The organism is Abyssibacter profundi (assembly GCF_003151135.1).
GTDB classification, from domain to species: Bacteria; Pseudomonadota; Gammaproteobacteria; order Nevskiales; family OUC007; genus Abyssibacter; species Abyssibacter profundi.
This window is the reverse complement of sequence record NZ_QEQK01000005.1, coordinates 226,730-244,756: the sequence shown is the minus strand read 5'-3', so window position 1 is coordinate 244,756 and position 18,027 is coordinate 226,730. Positions and strand designations below refer to the sequence as shown.

At 63.7% G+C, this 18,027-nt stretch carries 19 protein-coding genes and 1 other RNA gene; 3 read left to right on the top strand and 17 right to left on the bottom strand.

Translation table 11 applies throughout. From position 1 onward, the window contains the following. Positions 1–6 precede the first annotated feature (6 nt). The 6 genes from DEH80_RS06930 to rsmI form a co-directional block, all read right to left on the bottom strand. Complete coding sequence (locus tag DEH80_RS06930; RefSeq protein WP_109719749.1) at positions 7–1,758, bottom strand: peptidoglycan D,D-transpeptidase FtsI family protein; 1,752 nt, start codon at positions 1,756–1,758, stop codon at positions 7–9. Further along, complete coding sequence (gene ftsL, locus DEH80_RS06925) at positions 1,755–2,021, bottom strand: cell division protein FtsL (protein ID WP_165831340.1); 267 nt, start codon at positions 2,019–2,021, stop codon at positions 1,755–1,757. The genes DEH80_RS06930 and ftsL overlap by 4 nt, the downstream gene beginning before the upstream one ends. Positions 2,022–2,024: 3 nt before the next feature. Next, complete coding sequence (rsmH, locus tag DEH80_RS06920) at positions 2,025–2,957, bottom strand: 16S rRNA (cytosine(1402)-N(4))-methyltransferase RsmH (RefSeq protein WP_109719748.1); 933 nt, start codon at positions 2,955–2,957, stop codon at positions 2,025–2,027. Between the two features lie 37 nt (positions 2,958–2,994). After that, positions 2,995–3,450 carry a division/cell wall cluster transcriptional repressor MraZ gene (mraZ, locus tag DEH80_RS06915; RefSeq protein ID WP_109719747.1) on the bottom strand — a complete coding sequence of 152 codons (456 nt, stop codon included), beginning with the start codon at positions 3,448–3,450 and terminating at the stop codon, positions 2,995–2,997. A gap of 356 nt (positions 3,451–3,806) precedes the next feature. Beyond that, positions 3,807–4,160, bottom strand: an RNA gene (rnpB, locus tag DEH80_RS06910) — RNase P RNA component class A. Positions 4,161–4,361: 201 nt separating this feature from the next. Beyond that, a complete protein-coding gene (gene rsmI, locus DEH80_RS06905; RefSeq protein WP_109719746.1) occupies positions 4,362–5,222 on the bottom strand; it encodes a 16S rRNA (cytidine(1402)-2'-O)-methyltransferase in 861 nt (286 codons plus the stop codon). A gap of 17 nt (positions 5,223–5,239) precedes the next feature. On the opposite strand from rsmI, the gene DEH80_RS06900 reads away from it, so the two are divergent. The 3 genes from DEH80_RS06900 to DEH80_RS06890 are packed head-to-tail and all read left to right on the top strand — an operon-like array spanning position 5,240 to position 8,842. Beyond that, positions 5,240–7,078: a penicillin-binding protein activator gene (locus tag DEH80_RS06900; protein ID WP_109719745.1), complete on the top strand. Its 1,839-nt coding sequence runs from the start codon at positions 5,240–5,242 to the stop codon at positions 7,076–7,078. Further along, complete coding sequence (locus DEH80_RS06895) at positions 7,075–7,440, top strand: YraN family protein (RefSeq protein ID WP_109719744.1); 366 nt, start codon at positions 7,075–7,077, stop codon at positions 7,438–7,440. Before DEH80_RS06900 ends, DEH80_RS06895 begins: the two co-directional genes overlap by 4 nt. After that, positions 7,430–8,842: an FAD-binding oxidoreductase gene (locus DEH80_RS06890; protein ID WP_109719743.1), complete on the top strand. Its 1,413-nt coding sequence runs from the start codon at positions 7,430–7,432 to the stop codon at positions 8,840–8,842. The genes DEH80_RS06895 and DEH80_RS06890 overlap by 11 nt, the downstream gene beginning before the upstream one ends. A 45-nt stretch (positions 8,843–8,887) precedes the next feature. On the opposite strand, the gene DEH80_RS06885 is transcribed toward DEH80_RS06890, so the two are convergent. From DEH80_RS06885 to DEH80_RS06835, 11 genes are all read right to left on the bottom strand, one after another. Beyond that, positions 8,888–9,319: a ClpXP protease specificity-enhancing factor gene (locus DEH80_RS06885; protein WP_279323115.1), complete on the bottom strand. Its 432-nt coding sequence runs from the start codon at positions 9,317–9,319 to the stop codon at positions 8,888–8,890. Between the two features lie 8 nt (positions 9,320–9,327). Further along, positions 9,328–9,972 carry a glutathione S-transferase C-terminal domain-containing protein gene (locus DEH80_RS06880; RefSeq protein WP_109719742.1) on the bottom strand — a complete coding sequence of 215 codons (645 nt, stop codon included), beginning with the start codon at positions 9,970–9,972 and terminating at the stop codon, positions 9,328–9,330. A gap of 8 nt (positions 9,973–9,980) precedes the next feature. Beyond that, on the bottom strand, positions 9,981–10,745 hold the full coding sequence (locus DEH80_RS06875) for a cytochrome c1 (protein WP_109719890.1): 765 nt from the start codon (positions 10,743–10,745) through the stop codon (positions 9,981–9,983). Position 10,746: 1 nt separating this feature from the next. After that, positions 10,747–11,991, bottom strand: a complete 1,245-nt coding sequence (locus DEH80_RS06870) for a cytochrome b (RefSeq protein WP_109719741.1) — start codon at positions 11,989–11,991, stop codon at positions 10,747–10,749. Between the two features lie 2 nt (positions 11,992–11,993). Beyond that, a complete protein-coding gene (petA, locus tag DEH80_RS06865; protein WP_109719889.1) occupies positions 11,994–12,587 on the bottom strand; it encodes a ubiquinol-cytochrome c reductase iron-sulfur subunit in 594 nt (197 codons plus the stop codon). A 186-nt stretch (positions 12,588–12,773) separates the two neighbouring features. Further along, entirely contained in the window at positions 12,774–14,081 is a 1,308-nt protein-coding gene (gene hisD / locus DEH80_RS06860; protein WP_109719740.1) for a histidinol dehydrogenase, read from the bottom strand. Beyond that, entirely contained in the window at positions 14,071–14,700 is a 630-nt protein-coding gene (hisG, locus tag DEH80_RS06855; protein WP_109719739.1) for an ATP phosphoribosyltransferase, read from the bottom strand. Before hisG ends, hisD begins: the two co-directional genes overlap by 11 nt. A gap of 27 nt (positions 14,701–14,727) precedes the next feature. Continuing rightward, the gene (gene murA, locus DEH80_RS06850; RefSeq protein WP_109719738.1) at positions 14,728–15,984 is read right to left on the bottom strand and encodes a UDP-N-acetylglucosamine 1-carboxyvinyltransferase; all 1,257 of its coding nucleotides are present in this window, start codon (positions 15,982–15,984) and stop codon (positions 14,728–14,730) included. A 12-nt stretch (positions 15,985–15,996) separates the two neighbouring features. Then, positions 15,997–16,224, bottom strand: coding sequence for a BolA family protein (locus DEH80_RS06845; protein ID WP_109719737.1), 228 nt, complete (start codon positions 16,222–16,224; stop codon positions 15,997–15,999). A gap of 14 nt (positions 16,225–16,238) precedes the next feature. Then, positions 16,239–17,042 carry an ABC transporter permease gene (locus tag DEH80_RS06840; RefSeq protein WP_243412761.1) on the bottom strand — a complete coding sequence of 268 codons (804 nt, stop codon included), beginning with the start codon at positions 17,040–17,042 and terminating at the stop codon, positions 16,239–16,241. After that, complete coding sequence (locus DEH80_RS06835; protein WP_109719735.1) at positions 17,035–17,949, bottom strand: ABC transporter ATP-binding protein; 915 nt, start codon at positions 17,947–17,949, stop codon at positions 17,035–17,037. The genes DEH80_RS06840 and DEH80_RS06835 overlap by 8 nt, the downstream gene beginning before the upstream one ends. Between the last annotated feature and the right edge of the window lie 78 nt (positions 17,950–18,027).

Here is an 18,027-nt window from a genome sequence, read left to right as displayed (position 1 = left end):
GCACCATCATGTCGGTGACGCTCCATCCGCCGAGGCCGTGAGCCCCTCCGGCGCCGACGGCTCAAAGTCCGCTGGCGGAATACGCAGCAGCCGGGCCGCACTTTTCATGACATTGGCGAACACCGGCGCGGCGATGACGCCGCCGTAGTAACCGCCACGCTGTGGCTCATCGATCACCACAAGACCGACGACCTGAGGATTGTCGGCCGGCAACATGCCGGCAAACATGGCCATATGGGCGTCTTCGGCGTAGCCATCAGCCTTGACCTTGCGCACCGTGCCGGTCTTGCCGGCCACGCGATAACCCGGCACCGCCGCACGCCGCGCCGTTCCGTCCGGCGCCACCACGCCCTCGAGCCAGTGTCGAACACGCTGCGCATGCTCCGCGGCCACCACTTGGCGCGCGGTCTCCGGAGGCGTGTCTCGCCGGACCAGCGACAGCGGACGCAGCTGCCCATCGTTGGCCAGGGCAGCGTACGCTCGGCCCAGCTGCAGGGCCGACACGGCCAAACCGTAACCGTAGGACGAGGTCGCCGTGGCGATCTCCCCCCATTCGGTGAAGTGGCGCATGACCCCCGAGGCCTCACCGGGAAAGCCGGAGCCCACGGGCTCGGCCAGACCGAAGCTGTGATAGGCCGACCAGATGCCCTCCGGCCCCAGCTTCAAGCCAATTTTGGCGGCTCCGACATTGCTGGACTTGCGCAATACACCGGCCAGATCGAGCCGTCCGTAGCCGTTGATGTCGCGCACGGTTAGCCGCCCCACCTTGTAGAAGCCCACGCCGGTATCGATTTGCGTGCGCCAGTCGATCACGCCCGCCTGCATCGCATGCGCAATTAGCAAGGGCTTGACGGTCGAGCCGGGCTCGAAGGTGTCGGTGATGACGCGGTTGCGCACGCCGGCGCCACCCAGCTCCTCACGCCGGTTGGGGTTGAACCCCGGCTGGCTCGCCATGGCCAGGACCTCACCGCTGCGCGGATCCAACAACAGCACGAGGCCTCCCCGGGCCCCTGTGCGCTCCACGGCATCCTTTAGCTCGCGGTAGGCCACGTACTGCAGGCGCAGATCGATAGAGAGGTAGAGATCTTCGCCAGGGTCCGGCGGCGTGAATTCGGCGAGGTCCTCGACCACGCGTCCCGTCCGATCGCGGATCACACGACGACTGCCTGGCGTGCCCTGAAGCAAGGCGTCGTAGGCCAGCTCCATCCCTTCCTGGCCCCGGTTGTCGATGTTCGTCACACCGACCAGCTGGGAGGCGATTTCACCCGCCGGATAAAACCGCCGGTACTCTCGCTGGAGAAACACGCCATTGGCGCCAACCGCCTTGATCCGGCGTGCATCCGCGGGGGCCATGTGCCGCTGCAGGTAGACAAAACGGCGGGTTGCGCGGGCCTCGAGAAATGCGCGGAACTCATCGGTCCGCTGACCCAACAGTCTTGCGACCAGAGGCAGCGCCTCGGTATCCGCCAACAGGTCCTCAGGCACGGCCCACAGCGACTCCACCGGCGCCGACAACGCCAGCGGCTCGCCCCGGCGATCCCGAATCGCCGCGCGCCCCGCCGGCACCTCGATGCTGCGTTCAAAGCGCTTGGCGCCCTCGGCCTCCAGGAAATCCCGATCGCGGACCTGCAACTCGAATGCACGTCCGACCAGCGTGACCATGCCCAACGCCAACACGCCAAGAATGGCGCGCGCGCGCCAGGGGCTCACGGGCTGGGGTTCGAGTTCGATCAGACGTTGGTTGCCCGTGCGGCTCATGGTGCCTCCTGCACGGCGACGAAGTCCGTGGGTTCACGCATGTCCAGACGTTCGCGAGCCACGCGCTCGACACGGCCGTGCGCTGCCAGCGCAGCTTCTTCCAACTGAAGCTGCGCCCACTCGGTCTTGAGGCGGTCGCGCTCCCAGCTCAGCTCCTGCTGAGCGTCCAGTAGCGCGCGACTACGGTGCTTGCTCACCGCAACGGCGATGGCCGTGGTCGCAATCAAGGCTGCGATCACGGCAGAACCCAGAACTCTTCGCATGGCTCACCTCCGCCGGCGGCGTTCGGCCGCTCGCAGGGTGGCGCTACGCGCACGCGGGTTGGTGGCCACCTCGTCGGGGCCGGGACGCAACTTACGCAGCACGATATCCAGCTCTGCCGGTGGTCTCGGCGCTGCCGGCACCGGAGGCAGCGGCGGCTGGGCATAGCCGCGCATGAACCGCTTGACAATCCGATCTTCCAGGGAATGGAAGCTGATCACCGCCAGGCGACCGCCATCAGCCAGCACCTCCATCGCCTGGTCCAACACCGCTTCCAACGCAGCCATTTCGCCATTGATATGCATACGAATGGCCTGGAAGCTGCGCGTGGCCGGATGCGAGCCACCCGGCGTGCGACGCACAATCGATTCGATGAGCTGCGCCAGCTGTGTCGTCGTCGTCAGAGGTTCGGCATCGCGCTGGCGGACAATCGCGGCGGCAATGCGGCGCGACTGCCGCTCATCACCGTAGCGCCAGAGCACGTCAGCGATTTCACGGGCATCCGCGCGGGCAAGCCAGTCCGCGGCCGTCTCGCCGGCCGTCGCGTCCATGCGCATGTCCAGCGGGCCGGCGCGCATGAAACTGAATCCGCGTTCGGCATTGTCCAGCTGAGGCGAGGACACACCCAAGTCCAGCAACAGCCCGTCCACATGCCCCATCAATCCGGCGTCGCGCACCCATTGACCCAGCGTCTCGAAACCGGCGTGGACCAGCGTGAGACGCCCATCCGCGCCGAATCGCGACCAGCCGGCCTGACAAGCCGCCAAGTCCTTATCGAATGCGATGACCCGCCCCGCAGGTCCGAGCTGTTCGAGCAACCCGGCGGTGTGACCGCCCCGGCCAAAGGTGCCGTCGATATAAACGCCATCCGGCCGCACGGCCAGTGCATCAATGGCCGCGTCGTACAGCACCGACGTGTGGTGATGGGAAGCCGCCATCACCCGAGGAACTCCAGCTGTTGCTGCAACGCCCATGTCACAGACTGACCTCTGCCAATGCAGCTTCCAGATCTTCTGAGGACACCTGCTCCGGCGCCATGGCCTCGCGGTATAGCGGCTCTGACCAGATTTCCAGCTTGTTGATCTGGCCCACAATCGCGATGCGCTGCTCGAGTTGCGCGGCGTCGCGCAGTTCCGGCGGAACCAGCATGCGGCCCTGCTTATCGAGTTCGATGTCCTTGGCATGACCCACGATGCGCCGCTTGAGGAATTCGTAAGGCCCGGTGGACGGCAAGGCCTTGAGCTGGGCCTGGACGTTTTCCCACTCGGGGAGCGGGTACAGCACCAGCAGGCGATCGGTCGGTTTGGCAGGCACGGTGATTTTCAAGCGGGCACCACACAGCTCGGACAGGGGCTGGCGATAGCGTGCCGGTACGGCGACGCGCCCCTTGGTGTCCATTGTCAGCAGGTCGGTCCCGCTGAAGCTGATCATTGCGCTGCCCTCGTCCCGGAAGCCGGGAGGAATTGTTACCCCACAATTCCCCACTTCGAACCATTTGCGGGACTATAGGAGCCACCCCCGGCACAGTCAAGGTGAAATTTCGGTCAAACACCTGTCTGAAACCACAGTCAAAACAGATATTTAGCGCATTCGGATCACAAGGCACGCAAGACCACAGTTAAGTCGTAAAACAATGACTTAACAGACATACCTCATGTGAGTTTGCAGCAGCAACACCGGCCATCGTGGCGGCGAGGTGGTGAAAGGTGGGGATTTTTTCCGACAAGCGGCTGACGGGTGGGGAATCGGGCCGTGGCTCGGCCGATGGACCAGCAAATTAGGGGAAAAGAGGGAGTCGGCCGATAAGCCGGGTTCTGTCGTGGGCAATCATTCCTCTGGGATCCGCGTCACCGCGGACCTCAAGCAGCCTACCCGGGAACGACGCGGGCCACGCCTGTTGTTCCCCTATTTGGCCTTGCTCCGGGTGGGGTTTACCGTGCCGCTTCCGTTGCCGGTCGCGCGGTGCGCTCTTACCGCACCGTTTCACCCTTACCTGTGCACCACATGGTGGGCCATCGGCGGTCTGTTCTCTGTTGCACTGGCCGTCGGCTCGCGCCGCCCAGGCGTTACCTGGCACCCTGCCCAATGGAGCCCGGACTTTCCTCCACACGCATGCGTGCAGCGATTGCCTGGCCGACTCCCGCGCGCATGGTACAGAAATCACGACCAGCCCGGCGTCTGCACGCCCCGATCAACGCCCCGCGCTGCCCATCTGCCCGCGCCAATTCGCGCACGGATCACGCACGATCACTGCGTGGCTGCCCCATCCCTGGCGCTACCGGGCCGGATCTCTGTCGCGCAGATCGGCTGTCTTGCGACGCGAGGGCTCGCTACAGCGTCGCTTACTCGGAAGACTTCAGCGTCAGCGCCTGTTGGTACAGCGCGTTGCGAGGCTGGCCGGTGAGCTCGGCGGCCACGCGTGCGGCCTGTTTGGTGGGCATCAATGGCAGTAGCTGCTGTAGCAACTGCTGGACATCTACCTCCACAGGGCGCTGCGCGTCCGGGCATCCGCCGACCACAAGCACCATCTCTCCGCGCAGCTGGTCGCCAGCTGTTTGCGACCACGCCAACACATCACCCAGCGTGGCGCCGACGAACTGTTCGAATCGCTTGGTCAGTTCGCGCGCCAGCCAGGCAGGTCGATCCGGGCCGAACAAGTCGGCGAAATCCGCGACCGCGGCGACAATTCGATGTGGAGCTTCGAAGAACACAAGCGTTCGAGGCTCCGCAGCCAGCGCATTGAGAGCCGCCCGGCGCGCGCCGGACTTGGCGGGAAGAAAGCCCTCGAAGACGAAGCGATCCGTCGGCAGGCCGGCAGCGGCCAGGGCGGCCAACACAGCACTGGGGCCGGGAACCGGTACAACCTCCACACCACGCTCGCGCGCGGCGCGGACCAGACGAAAGCCTGGGTCGCTGACCAGCGGTGTGCCGGCGTCAGAGATCAGCGCCAGCGCCTGGCCCGCCAGCATCTGATCGATCAGTGCCTCAGCTTGCTCCCGCTCATTGTGATCATGCAGGGCGCGCATCGGCACTTTGGAACCGATATGTGCCAATAGGCGCTGACTGGTCCGTTTATCTTCGGCGCAGATCAAATCGACCCCGCGCAACACCGCAGCCGCTCGCGGCGAAAGATCACCCAGATGACCGATTGGTGTGGCCACGACATACAGGCGACCCGGTACAACGGCGAAATCATCGCTCACTGGTTACACTTCACCCCATGAATCAGCGCGCACCTTACCCCATTGTTCCGGCCGCTCTGGCCTGTGGCCTGCTGGCCGCCTGTTCGTCCATGCCGACACCGGCGCCCGCACCCAGCGCACCCGCCCCCTTGGCCGTCGAGGAGCGCAGCCCGCTTGAACAGGCGGACGCGCTCATGCAGCAAGCATCCGGCGCCGGCCCTGCCGACAGCAGTCGTCTGCGATTACAGGCGGCAGCACTGTATGTGGAACTCGGCGAAACCCAAGCTGCCGTCCGTGCACTGCGCGGCGTTCAGCCAGAGCAGTTGCCTGCCGAGCAGCGCGTGCTCCCGGCCATCCTGCGTGCGGAGCTCGCATTGGCCCAAGGTCATCCCTTGCCCGCGTTGAATATTCTGCCGGCACCATCGGCAGACTTCTCCAACGCGCAGAATGCGCGTATCCAGGCCGCCTATGCCGAGGGCTTGTTCCAGATTGGCGATCTCCCTTACGCCGTCGAGGCCCTGGTGCTGCGTGAAGCGTTTCTGCCCAATGCCGAAGCGATTCAGGAGAATCAGCAGCAGTTGTGGACACGCCTGCTAGACGCTCCGCTGGCGCCGAGCATGTTTGAACGCGCCGAGGCGCTCGACGCAACAACACGGGGCTGGTTAGAGCTGGCTCGCCTAGCCCGGTCCGTGTGGGTCGATGACGCCGCACGCCAAACGGCGGCAGCAGGCTGGCGGGAGCAGTATTTCGGGCATCCGGGGGCCGAGGGCTTTCTCGCGGATGCCATCGGTCAGGCGGCGCAGGCCGTGACACCACCGACACGGGTCGCGCTGCTGCTGCCACAGACCGGGCCCTACGCTGCCCCTGGGCAGGCGGTTCGGGATGGGTTCATGGCCGCCTGGATGCAAGCGGGCGGTGTGGGTGAGATCCAGGTCTACGACACGGGCCAAGGCGAGCTGTTCGGGACAGTCCAAGCGGCGCTGGCCCAATCACCCGACATCATTGTTGGTCCGCTGCGCCGGGAGCTGGTCGACGAGCTCAGCCGCATGCCCACCGACGGTGTCCCGGTACTCGCGCTGAATCAGGCCAGCCAACAGGCCATGAGCGGTACGCGGATGTACCAGTTCGCGCTCAGCCCCGAGGAAGAAGCCCGCCAAATTGCGGACCGAGCCTACGACATGGGCTTGCATCGCGTGATCGCGCTGGTTCCGGAATCCGACTGGGGTGCGCGATCCATGCTGGCCATGGCGGAACGCCTGCAGGCGCGAGGGGGCCGTGTGCTGGCCTCACGCACCTACGACCCCACGGCACGCGACTTCTCCGGGCCTATCCGGGATGTGCTGCAATTGGATGCAAGCCGGGATCGCCACCGTGAAGTCACCCGCGCCCTCGGCACGCGACCGCATTTCCAACCGCGGCGCCGCAATGACGTGGACTTTGTCTTTCTGGCCGCGCCGGCGTCGACAGCCCGTCAGATCAAGCCTCAGCTCCGGTTCCACTTTGCCAGCGACCTCCCGGTCATCGCGACGTCGCGGGTCTTCGACGGCGCAGCCGATGCCCGACGCGACGCGGATCTGGAAGACATCCTCTATCCAGAGATGCCGTGGGTTCTCGATGAGACAGGCCCGATTGCCCAGGTCCGGGAGGACGTCAGTCGGCTGTGGCCGGCGACGCATGCCCGGTTCCCACGGCTCTACGCATTCGGGTTCGATGCCTATCGCCTGTTGCCCGTGCTCGCCAATGACGGCATTGCCTCCGGCCCGCTCATCGAATCCGCCACCGGCGAACTGTATGTCAGGCCGGATGGCACGGTCGGCCACCGCATGCGCTGGGCCCGGTTTGATGGTGGCGTGCCCACGCCTGCCGAGCAGCCTTGATCACGGCACTGACCCGCGGCAAGCGAGCGGAGCAGCAGGCGGAACGGTGGCTTCGGCGACAAGGCCTGCGATCGGTGGCACGTAACGTCCGTTGCCGGCTCGGTGAACTGGACCTGATCATGATGGATGGCGAAATCCTCGCCATTATCGAAGTCAAACAGCGTGCATCCGCCGCGTTCGGGGGCGCCGCAGCCAGCGTCACGCGACACAAGCAACGCCGCATTGTCGCCGCCACGCGCTGGTGGCTTAGCAGCCATCCGGATCAGAGCGAACGTGTGATCCGTTTCGACGTGCTGGCCTTGGACGGACCAGCCCCACAACCCCAAATACATTGGATTAAAGGTGCATTCGATGCCGAATGACGCAACCCAAGCGCCCTTGTCGGAAGCGTTTCTTAACACCTGTGGTGCAGCCTTGCCGGCAGACCGCTTTCTCACGGACCCGGCTGACTGCCTGCCCTATGGGTCGGATAACAGCCGGCGGACCATGCTGCCTCAGGCCGTGGCCATCCCGACGTCGGAATCCGAAGTTCAGGCCATTGTGCGGGCCTGCGCCGATCACCAGGTTCCATTGACGACACGGGGTCGAGCGACCAATACCGTGGGTGGAACCGTGCCGGTGCAACAGGGGCTCATCCTGTCCATGGAACGCATGAACCGGCTGCTGCGCATGGCTGCAGATGACCGGTATGCCGAGGTCGAACCCGGCATGTTGAATGCCGATCTCCAGAAGATTGCCGGTGAACACGGCTTTTTCTGGCCGCCGGATCCAACCAGCGCGGCCTACTGCTCGATCGGGGGCAATCTGGGCTGTAATGCCTCGGGGCCCAGGGCCGTGAAATACGGCACCTGCCGCGAGAACACGCTGGGGATCACCGCCGTGGACGGACAGGGCCGCCTGCTCAAAACCGGTGTCTACACGACCAAGGGCGTGGTGGGATATGACCTGACGCGTCTGCTTGTCGGCTCGGAAGGGACGCTAGGGATCATCACGTCCGCCGTGCTCAAGCTGACGCCGGTGCCTGCAGCCAAGGCGACGGTACGCGCAATCTACGATGGCATCGAACCAGCCGCTCGTGCGATTGCGCGCATCATGGCGCAGCCAGAAACGCCCTGTGCGCTGGAGTTCATCGACAGAAATGCGATCGCCGCGATCCGTGCAGGTGCGCGCGGCACGCAGGTCGATTTGCCCGACAATGCGGGCGCCATGCTGATGATCGAGGTCGATGGCAGCCCCCATGCTCTTCAGGCGGCGATTGACGCCGTGTCTGAAGCGGCCAGCGGTGACGGATTGGTGGAACTGCGCCAGGCCACCGGCGCTGAGGAGATCGCCGCCCTGTGGGCCACACGCAAGGCGCTTTCACCGGCCCTGCGGCACATCGCATCCAAGAAAATTAACGAGGACGTGGTGGTACCGGTCTCTCGCCTGCCCGAGCTCATCTCAGGCCTGGACGAACTGTCTGCACAGCACAACGTCCATATCGTCAACTTTGGACATGCCGGCAACGGCAATATGCACACCAATCTGCTGGGCGAACCGGAAGATATGGATCGTATGCACCGCTGCCTGGACGACGTGTTCGATCTGGTGCTGCGGCTGGACGGCACGCTGTCGGGAGAGCATGGCGTCGGGATTGAGAAGCGCCCCTTCATCGAGCGGGAGATTCCCGCTGCCAGCCTGGATGTCATGTATGAGATGAAGCGGGTATTCGACCCCAAGGGCATTCTGAACCCGGGCAAGATGTTGCCCGATCGAACCGCCTAAGCCCCGTCAGACACGACAACGCAGCCCTTGGGCTGCGTTGTTCGACTACTTGACGACCTTGAGGTGACCGCGGCGCGTGCCTTTAGGCGGCGTGTCGTCACCCCCCTCAGGCGGTCCATCCGTTGGCGGAGTGGGTGGATTCGGATCGGGCGGCGTATCGCCGTCATCCAGTCCCTGCAACATCATCCCCTCGCCGTTTTCGCGTGCGTAGATTGCAAGCACCGCGTGCACGGGCACCCAGACGGTCATCGCGCGACCGCTGAAGCGGGCCTCGAAGGAGATGCCGTCGTTCTCCAGACTCAGGCCACGCACGGCTGTCGGGCTGACATTGAGCACGATCTTGCCATCCTGTGCATAGCCAGGCGGCACCTGCACACCCTCGACCGCGATATCCACCAATAAATGTGGCGAAAAATCGTTGTCGACGAGCCAGTCGTACATGGCCCGGATCAGATACGGGCGCCGTGAGGTGGTCACAATGCGGCCTAGACCCGCAGGCCCTCTTCGATTTCCGTGAGACTGGCCTTAAACGCGGGCCGAGCAAACAGTCGCTGTGCATACTCGTTCAGGTTTTCGGCCGAACCCGGCATTTTCACGCCCAGCGCACCGAGCCTCCACAGCACCGGCGCCATGGCACAGTCCACCAAGCTGATTTCGCTGCCAAGAAAATACTTACGACGCCCCATGCTCGTCGCCAGCCCGGTCAGGCCGGAAATCAGGCTCTTACGAGCTGCACGGACCTTGGCCGCAGAGCCGTTCTCGATGATATCCGCCATCTTGTAGAACTCGCCCCGAATCTCCTCGATTGCCTGGCGTGCAGCCGCACGTTCGGCCGGATCGATCGGCATGAGTGGCGGATGAGGAAAGCGCTCGTCGATGTACTCGAGAATGGTCCGCACGTCGGTCAGCACTAGCTGACGGTCGATCAGCACAGGCAGCTCGCTGGCTGTATCGACCTTGAGGTGCACAAGATCCTCGTTCTCGTCACCAGGACGGAGGAACTCGATGTTGACGTTGGCGAGATTCTTCTCGCGAACCACGACCCGGACCAGATGCGACAGCAAACCGGAAGGGCGGGAAAAAATCGTCAGGTAGGCGCGACGATTGGCAAGGACGGCACTATCACTCATGAGGGGCCTCAGTGGACATCCTTCCAGTATTCACGCTTGAGCAGCCAGGTCAGGATGAACAACACGATGAGATAACCAATCACCTTGAAGCCAAGCGCCTGACGATCGCGCTTGCCAGGCTCCGCCGCATAGCTCAGGAAGTTGGTGATATCCCCCACGGCTGCGCGGTACTCACGCGTATTCATCGAACCCGGTTCGACCTCGATGAACGCCGGTTCATGGCTGGCACCATGCCCGCCGGCCGACTCACCGTGGTCGTCTTCAGCGTGGTGCTCATCCAGCGCCTGATAGCCCTGCAGAGGCGCCAGCACATGGGGCATGGACGCACCCGGCAGCACCAGGTTGTTGACACCCATGGGACGCGAATCATCCACGTAGAACGTCAGCAGGTAGCTGTAAATCCAGCTCGGACCCTTGGAGCGCGCCGTCAGGGTGAGATCGGGTGGCGCCACACCGAACCACTGCTCGGCATCGGATGATTGCATGGCCGTCTTCATGTGTTCACCCGGCTTGGCACTGGTGAAGATGAGGTTGTCGGTCAGCAAATCCTCGGGGATGCGCAGATCCTCGGCCATGCGGTTGTAGCGCAGCAGCTCGAGACCATGGCAGCCAGCGCAGTAGTTCATGAACAACTTCGCGCCGCGTTGCAGAGATGCGTCATTGCGCAGCTCCGGATCGTAGTGGTACGGCAATGCACCGCCACCAGCTGCGTACAGCGGTGCGGACAGGCCCAGCGCCAGGCAGGCCAGGGTCCGTGACAGGGTTCGCTTCATATCAATGCGCATCGGTCACACGATCCGGAACAGGCTTGGTGGAATCGATCTTCGAAATCAGCGGAAGACCGAGGAAGAAGGCGAAGTAGATCACCGTCCCGATCCGGGCCAGCGTGGTCTTCACCGTGGTCGGCGCTTCGGTGCCCAGCCAGAACAGCATCAGCACAGCCACCGTGAAGATGGTGAGCGTCAGCTTGTACAGCGGACCCTTGTAGCGAATCGACTTGGCGTCGCTCCGATCCAGCCAGGGCAGGAAGAACAGGATGAGCACCGCGCCGAACATCACGATCACCCCACCCAGCTTCGACGGTACCGCTCGCAACATGGCGTAGAAATGCGCGAAGTACCACACCGGCGCGATGTGATCAGGCGTCACCGAAGGGTTGGCCTCGTCAAAGTTCGGTGCCTCGATGAAGTAGCCACCGCCTTCAGGCATGAAGAACAGAACCACAGAGAACAGGATCATGAAGAACACGGCCCCCATGATGTCCTTCACCGTGTAGTACGGGTGGAACGGGATACCGTCCTTCGGGACGCCATTCTCGTCCTTGACCTTCTTGATCTCGACGCCATCGGGATTGTTGGAACCGACTTCATGCAAGGCCATCAGGTGGGCAACAACCAACCCGACCAGCACGAAGGGCAGCGCCACCACATGCAGCGAGAACAGGCGATTGAGCGTGGCATCCGAGGGGACGTAGTCACCCTGAATCCAGATCACCAAATCGGCGCCGATCACCGGGATCGCACCGAAGAGCGACAAAATCACCTGCGCACCCCAATAGGACATCTGACCCCAGGGCAGCACGTAGCCCATGAAGGCCTCTGCCATCAGGCACAGGTAGATCAGGCAGCCGAAGATCCAGATGAGCTCACGCGGCTTGCGGTACGAACCGTAGAGCATCGCCCGAAACATATGCAGGTAGACGACGATGAAAAACGCCGACGCACCCGTGGAATGCATGTACCGGATAATGTCGCCCCAGGGCACATCACGCATGATGTACTCGACGCTCGCGAACGCTAGGTCGGCATCCGGCTTGTAGTGCATCGCCAGGAAGATGCCGGTCAGCAACTGGTTGACCAGCACCAGCATTGCCAGCGAGCCAAAGAAATACCAGAAGTTGAAATTCTTCGGGGCGTAATACTCGGAGACGTGATCCTTCCACATCTTCGTGAGCGGGAAGCGATCGTCGATCCAGCCCAGAAAGCCCGTCGTCTTATGGGGGTTCGCCTGGATACCCATGATTATGCGACCTCCGTGTCTTCGCCGATCACGATGACCGTGTCGGATTCATAGCGATGCGGCGGCACCGGCATGTTCAGCGGTGCCGGTACGCCCTTGTACACACGACCGGCCAGATCGAACTTGGAGCCATGGCAAGGACAGAAGAAGCCGCCCATCCACTCACCGGGCACGTCGGCCGCGGCGGGGTCCGGGCGATAAAGCGGCGAGCAGCCCAAGTGGGTGCAAACGCCGACCATCACCAGCAATTCCGGCTTGATCGACCTCGTTTCCGGGTCCACATAGGCCGGCTGCTGCGGCTGCTCGGAATCCGGGTCGGCCAGCTTGCCGCTAAGCGCCGGCAGCGTCTCCAGCATCGGCGGCGTGCGCTTGACCAGCCACACGGGACTGCCGCGCCACGTGTAGGTCACACGTGCACCGTCTTCGACCTTGCTGACGTCGGCCTTGACCGGCGCACCCAGCGCCTCGGCGCGCGCGCTCGGCTTGAAGCTCGCGAGGAATGGAACGGCGGCCGCCGCGGCACCTGCACCGCCGACCACCGAGGTTGCAAGCGTGAGGAATCGACGCTTGCCTGCGTCCACGCCCTCGTCTTTCACCTGGCTCATGCTGCCCCTAATTGATTGACAACTTGAATTGACAACGTTGGATTGACCACGAATGTGGCGCCTGGCGGCGTGGACTGACGCACCGCAGTGCGGCGCGCACACCCGGAGAGTCCGGTTCGCTCAGGCAGTGCGCGAGTATAGCACAGCGACCTCTCTAATCCGGCCGCTGCCCAAGCGCTACGCACCACCTCGCAGGCGCGCGGATTGCGCATGGGCTGTCAAGCCCTCCACGTCGGCGAAATGCCCCGCCAACGGCGCCAATGCCGCCGCCGCTTCTGGCCCCGCCTTGATCAGACTGGTTCGCTTTTGGAAATCATGCACGCCCAGCGGCGACGAAAAACGCGCGCCACGCCCGGTCGGCAGAACATGATTGGGGCCTGCGCAGTAATCACCGAAAGCTTCCGGTGTATGACGCCCCATAAAAACCGCGCCGGCATGCCGGATCTGCGACAGCAGCGCGTCGGGATCGGCGACCGAGAGTTCCAAATGTTCCGGCGCCAGCCGGTTGGCCACGGCAGCCGCCTGGCTTAGGTCGTCGACCTGGACCAAGGCCCCTCGGGCAGCCAGTGACTGGCGGATGATCGCCTCGCGTGGCTGGGCGCTGGCCAGCTGATCGGCACGATCTCGCACGGCAGCGAGATAATCGGCATCCGGGCAGACCAGCACGGCCTGTGCATCTTCATCGTGCTCGGCCTGTGAGAACAGATCCAACACGGTCCAGTCGACCTCGGTCTGCCCATCGCAGATCACCAGAATCTCCGACGGACCGGCCAGCTTATCGATGCCAACCGTCCCGAACACATAGCGCTTGGCGGCCGTGACGTAGGCATTGCCCGGCCCCACGATCTTGTCCACGGCGGGAATCGTTTCGGTCCCGTAGGCCATCGCTGCGACGGCCTGGGCGCCACCGATGCAGAATGCGTGATCCACACCAATCAGATGCGCAGCGGCCAACACCCAGGGGTTGATGGCGCCATCCGGCGTCGGCGCAACCATGATCAACTCACCAACGCCGGCAACGCGCGCCGGCACCGCGTTCATCAGCAGCGACGAGGGATAGCTGGCCTTGCCCCCGGGCACGTACAGTCCCGCACGGTCCAGCGGCGTCACCTGCTCACCCAACTCGCAGCCCAGCTCGTCCGTGATGCGCCAGCTGGTCGCGACCTGCTGCTCGGCGAATCGCACCAGCCGATCATGCGTTTGGGTCAAGGTGCTGCGTGCAGCCGAATCCAGCGACTCATAGGCCGCACGCATGGCATCAGGGCTTAACCGCAGCGCGTCGATGTCGGCCACATCCTCGCGCCGGTCAAATCGCCGCGTGTACTCCAGCACCGCGGCATCGCCGCGCGTCCGCACATCGCGGCAAATCGACTCCGCCGCCTCGCGCACCTCGGGACGCTCCGCCGCATCGCTGGTTGCCAGCGCGTCCACCCGGGACCAGAAATCCGGGTCACTGGACGTGAACTGCTGAATCTCAAGCGCCATCGGTCGCCCTCGCCAATACGTCGATGAGCTGCTGCACCTCAGCATGCTTCATCTTCATCGCCGTTTTGTTGACGATGAGCCGGGAGCTGATCTCGGCCACCGGATCCATGGGCTCCAGGCCATTCGCCCGCAGGGTGTTGCCGGTGTCGACCAAATCGACGATCGCGTCGGCTAGACCCACCAGCGGCGCCAGCTCCATGGACCCGTAGAGCTTGATCAGTTCCACCTGCCGGCCCTGCGCCGCAAAGAATCGACGGGTGGTCTCAACATATTTCGTGGCCACGCGCAGGCGGCGCTGCCCCACATCGAGGCAGCCCGGTCGCCCGGCGACCATGAGGCGACACCGGGCAATGCCCAGGTCCAGGGGTTCGTAAACGGCGTCGCCGCCATGCTCCATCAGGATATCTTTGCCCGCGATGCCGACATCTGCCGCCCCGTGTTCGACGAAGGTCGGCACATCGGACGCGCGGATGACGATGAGCTTTGCGGTGCCTGCCCGCGTCTCGAATATCAGCTTGCGGCTGGTATGCGGATCCTCGATGGGCTCGATACCGGCGGCCGCCAACAGCGGCAACGTGTCCTTGAGAATCCGGCCTTTGGAGACAGCAATCGATAGCATGGGGCGGGCCCGGTGTTGGTCTGGTCGTTAGGAAATGCGGCGAATAATGGCGCCCAGCTGCGAGAGCTTCTCTTCGATGCACTCGTAGCCGCGGTCGATGTGGTAGATGCGATCGACGACAGTCTCGCCCTCGGCAGCCAGTGCGGCAATCACCAGACTGGCCGAAGCACGCAGGTCGGTCGCCATCACGGGCGCGGCGCGCAGCCGATCACGGCCGCGCACGATCGCGGTATGGCCTTCCAGCTTGATGTCGGCGCCCATGCGCTGCAATTCCTGCGCATGCATGAAGCGGTTTTCAAAAATGGTCTCGGTAATCGTGCCCACGCCCTCGGCCACGCAGTTGAGCGCTGTGAACTGCGCCTGCATGTCGGTCGGAAACGCAGGATGCGGGGCCGTGTGCACGTTGACCGCCTGCGGCCTGCGGCCCTGCATGTCCAGCGTAATCGTTGACTCGGTGGTTTCGATGCGGGCACCAGCCGCCTCCAGCTTGAGCAACACGGCGTCAAGCAGGCTCGGATCGGTATCGCGTACCTGCACCCGTCCACGCGAGATGGCGCCGGCCACCAGGAAGGTCCCGGTCTCGATGCGGTCCGGCAGCACCCGGTGTTCTGCGGCATGCAGGCGATCCACGCCCTGAATGCGAATCGTGCTCGTCCCGGCCCCGTCGATCTGTGCCCCCATCGCCTGCAGGCAACGCGCCAAATCCGTCACCTCCGGCTCACGGGCTGCGTTCTCGAGCACGGTCTCCCCGTCTGCCAGACAGGCCGCCATCATCAGGTTTTCGGTGCCGGTTACCGTCACCGTTTCCATAACGATGCGCGCCCCCTTCAAGCGGCCCGCCCGCGCATCGATAAACCCGGCATCGACGTCGATTTGCGCGCCCATGGCCGTCAGCCCTGCGATGTGAATATCCACCGGCCGCGTACCGATGGCGCAGCCACCCGGCAGGGCGACACGCGCCGCACCGTGGCGCGCCAACAAGGGACCCAGCACGAGAATCGAGGCCCGCATGGTCTTGACCAACTCATACGGCGCCTCGTGCGACTCGAGGGTTTCGGCATGCACCCGTACGCCATATTGATCGGTGATGGTCACGTCGGCACCCAGCCGCGCCAGCAGCCGGTTGGTGGTCGTCACGTCCTCCAGATGCGGGACGTTGTGAATCATCAAGGGTTCTTCGGTCAGCAGTGCCGCGCACAGAATCGGCAATGTGGCGTTCTTGGCGCCCGACGCACGCACCTCACCATCCAGCGGTCCGTTGCCGGTAATCGCAAGCTTGTCCATGTCGAGCCCCGCCTAGCTTGCGTCAGGAGCGCGGGTGCGCAACTGCAGGGCATGAATCTCGGTCCCCATCCGGTCACCCAGCGCGGCATAAACCTGCCGGTGACAGGCCACGACCGACTGCCCGGCAAAGGACGGTGAAACCACCGTCGCCTGAAAATGCTGACCGTCATCGCCCAGCACCTCGACCTGGGCGTCAGGCAGGCCGGCTTCAATCAATGTTTTGATGGTGAGTGCATCCATGGGTATCCCCGCGCCTAGCTGCGGATCTTGTACCCGGCGCGCAGCATCCAAAGAGCCACGACCGAGAGCAATAGGAAAAAGCCGGCCACGACGACCAGCGAGTGAGTAATCGGCGCGTCTGCCACACCGAAGAAGCCATACCGGAACCCATCAATCATGTAGAAAAACGGGTTGAATCGGGAGGCCTGCTCCCAGAATTCAGGGAGCGAATGTATGGAGTAGAACACACCAGACAAGAACGAGAACGGCATGATGAAGAAGTTCTGGAATGCGGCCAAATGATCGAACTTCTGCGCCAGAATGCCCGCGATTAATCCGAATACGGCGAGACAGCCTGCCGCGAGCACCAGCATGCCAATCGCTGCCGCCGGCGCCTGTAGGGGCAAGGGAATGAACAGCCAGCCCACCGCGTACAGCACGGTGGCCACGCAGGCCGCCCGAACAATGGCCGCACCGACAAACGCGACAAAAATTTCAACCGCGGACAACGGCGCGAACAGCAGGAACACCAGATTGCCCATGATCTTGGACTGCGTCAGCGAGGACGAGGTATTCGCGAAGGCGTTCTGAATGATGCTCATCATGATGAGCCCCGGGATCAGGAAAGCCGTGTATCCAACGCCGGGGTAAACATTCACGCGGTCTTCCAGCACGTGCTGGAACACCAGCAGGTACAACACGGCGGTGATGACCGGCGCCAGCACGGTCTGGCCAATCACGCTCATGAAACGCCGCACTTCTTTCTGGAACAACGTCCAGGTACCCAAGGGATTAAAACGGCGATCCTGGGCCTGCATGGGCTGGGCGCGCTCAGTCACTCTGATCTCCTGTCAATTCGACAAAGATGTCTTCCAGACTGGGTTCTCGCGTGTGCACGTCGGTGACCCGGAATCCAGCATCGCGCAGGCCGTCAAGCACATCGGCCACCGAGTCCTGGCCCCGGGTGAGCCGCAGCTCCAACTCCGGGCCCTGGCGCTCGCAGACCAGCGACTCGATGCCCTGAGGCAAACTGCCCGGCCCATCGATGCTCAGACGCAGGAAACGAAACGGGTGCCGCTTGAGAAAGTCATCCGTCCGCTCCAATGCCCGGAGTTCCCCGCGGTCCATGATGGCAATGCGCTCACAAAGCGCCTCCGCCTCCTCCAGGTAATGGGTGGTCAGCACGATGGTGTGGCCTGCGGCGTGTAGCTCGCGGGTAAAGGCCCAGAGCGTGCGTCGCAGCTCCACATCCACGCCGGCTGTTGGTTCGTCTAGGATGACCACGGGCGGCCGGTGGACCAGCGCCTGAGCAATGAGCACCCGGCGCTTCATGCCACCCGACAACTGCCGGATACTGGCATCGCACTTGTCCGTCAGGTCCAGCCGCTCCAACAGTTCGTCCACCCAGGGCCAGACGCTCTTGCCGCATCCGAAGTAGCCAGCCTGGATTCGCAAAATGTCGCGCACCGAAAAAAACGGGTCGTAAACGATCTCCTGCGGCACGACACCCAACGACTGGCGGGCCGGGCGGAACGCGCCGACCACATCGTGCCCCATCACCGCAACCGCACCGGCCGTCGCGCGGACCAGTCCCGCCGTGATGTTGATCAGGGTGGATTTGCCGGCCCCATTGGGGCCGAGCAGGCCGAAATACTCTCCCTGCTCTATCCCGAAACTGACGCCTTTTAGCGCGTGCAGCGAACCGAATCGCTTATGCACGTCCTCGACACGAATCGCTTGGGTCATTCCGCTCGGCTAGCGTGGAAAAGGCCGCGCATTATACGGGCCTGATAGTTCCTGTCCTGAACGAGGAGTTCGCTGGCT

Coding starts and splice junctions, on each gene's coding strand:
- murA (WP_109719738.1), bottom strand. CDS start 15,984: ATGGACAAGCTTGCGATTACCGGCAACGGACCGCTGGATGGTGAGGTG.
- DEH80_RS06880 (WP_109719742.1), bottom strand. CDS start 9,972: ATGAGTGATAGTGCCGTCCTTGCCAATCGTCGCGCCTACCTGACGATT.
- DEH80_RS06870 (WP_109719741.1), bottom strand. CDS start 11,991: ATGGGTATCCAGGCGAACCCCCATAAGACGACGGGCTTTCTGGGCTGG.
- rsmH (WP_109719748.1), bottom strand. CDS start 2,957: ATGGCGGCTTCCCATCACCACACGTCGGTGCTGTACGACGCGGCCATT.
- mraZ (WP_109719747.1), bottom strand. CDS start 3,450: ATGATCAGCTTCAGCGGGACCGACCTGCTGACAATGGACACCAAGGGG.
- DEH80_RS06900 (WP_109719745.1), top strand. CDS start 5,240: ATGAATCAGCGCGCACCTTACCCCATTGTTCCGGCCGCTCTGGCCTGT.
- DEH80_RS06890 (WP_109719743.1), top strand. CDS start 7,430: ATGCCGAATGACGCAACCCAAGCGCCCTTGTCGGAAGCGTTTCTTAAC.
- ftsL (WP_165831340.1), bottom strand. CDS start 2,021: ATGCGAAGAGTTCTGGGTTCTGCCGTGATCGCAGCCTTGATTGCGACC.
- DEH80_RS06930 (WP_109719749.1), bottom strand. CDS start 1,758: ATGAGCCGCACGGGCAACCAACGTCTGATCGAACTCGAACCCCAGCCC.
- hisG (WP_109719739.1), bottom strand. CDS start 14,700: ATGCTATCGATTGCTGTCTCCAAAGGCCGGATTCTCAAGGACACGTTG.
- DEH80_RS06845 (WP_109719737.1), bottom strand. CDS start 16,224: ATGGATGCACTCACCATCAAAACATTGATTGAAGCCGGCCTGCCTGAC.
- DEH80_RS06875 (WP_109719890.1), bottom strand. CDS start 10,745: ATGAAGCGAACCCTGTCACGGACCCTGGCCTGCCTGGCGCTGGGCCTG.
- DEH80_RS06835 (WP_109719735.1), bottom strand. CDS start 17,949: ATGACCCAAGCGATTCGTGTCGAGGACGTGCATAAGCGATTCGGTTCG.
- hisD (WP_109719740.1), bottom strand. CDS start 14,081: ATGGCGCTTGAGATTCAGCAGTTCACGTCCAGTGACCCGGATTTCTGG.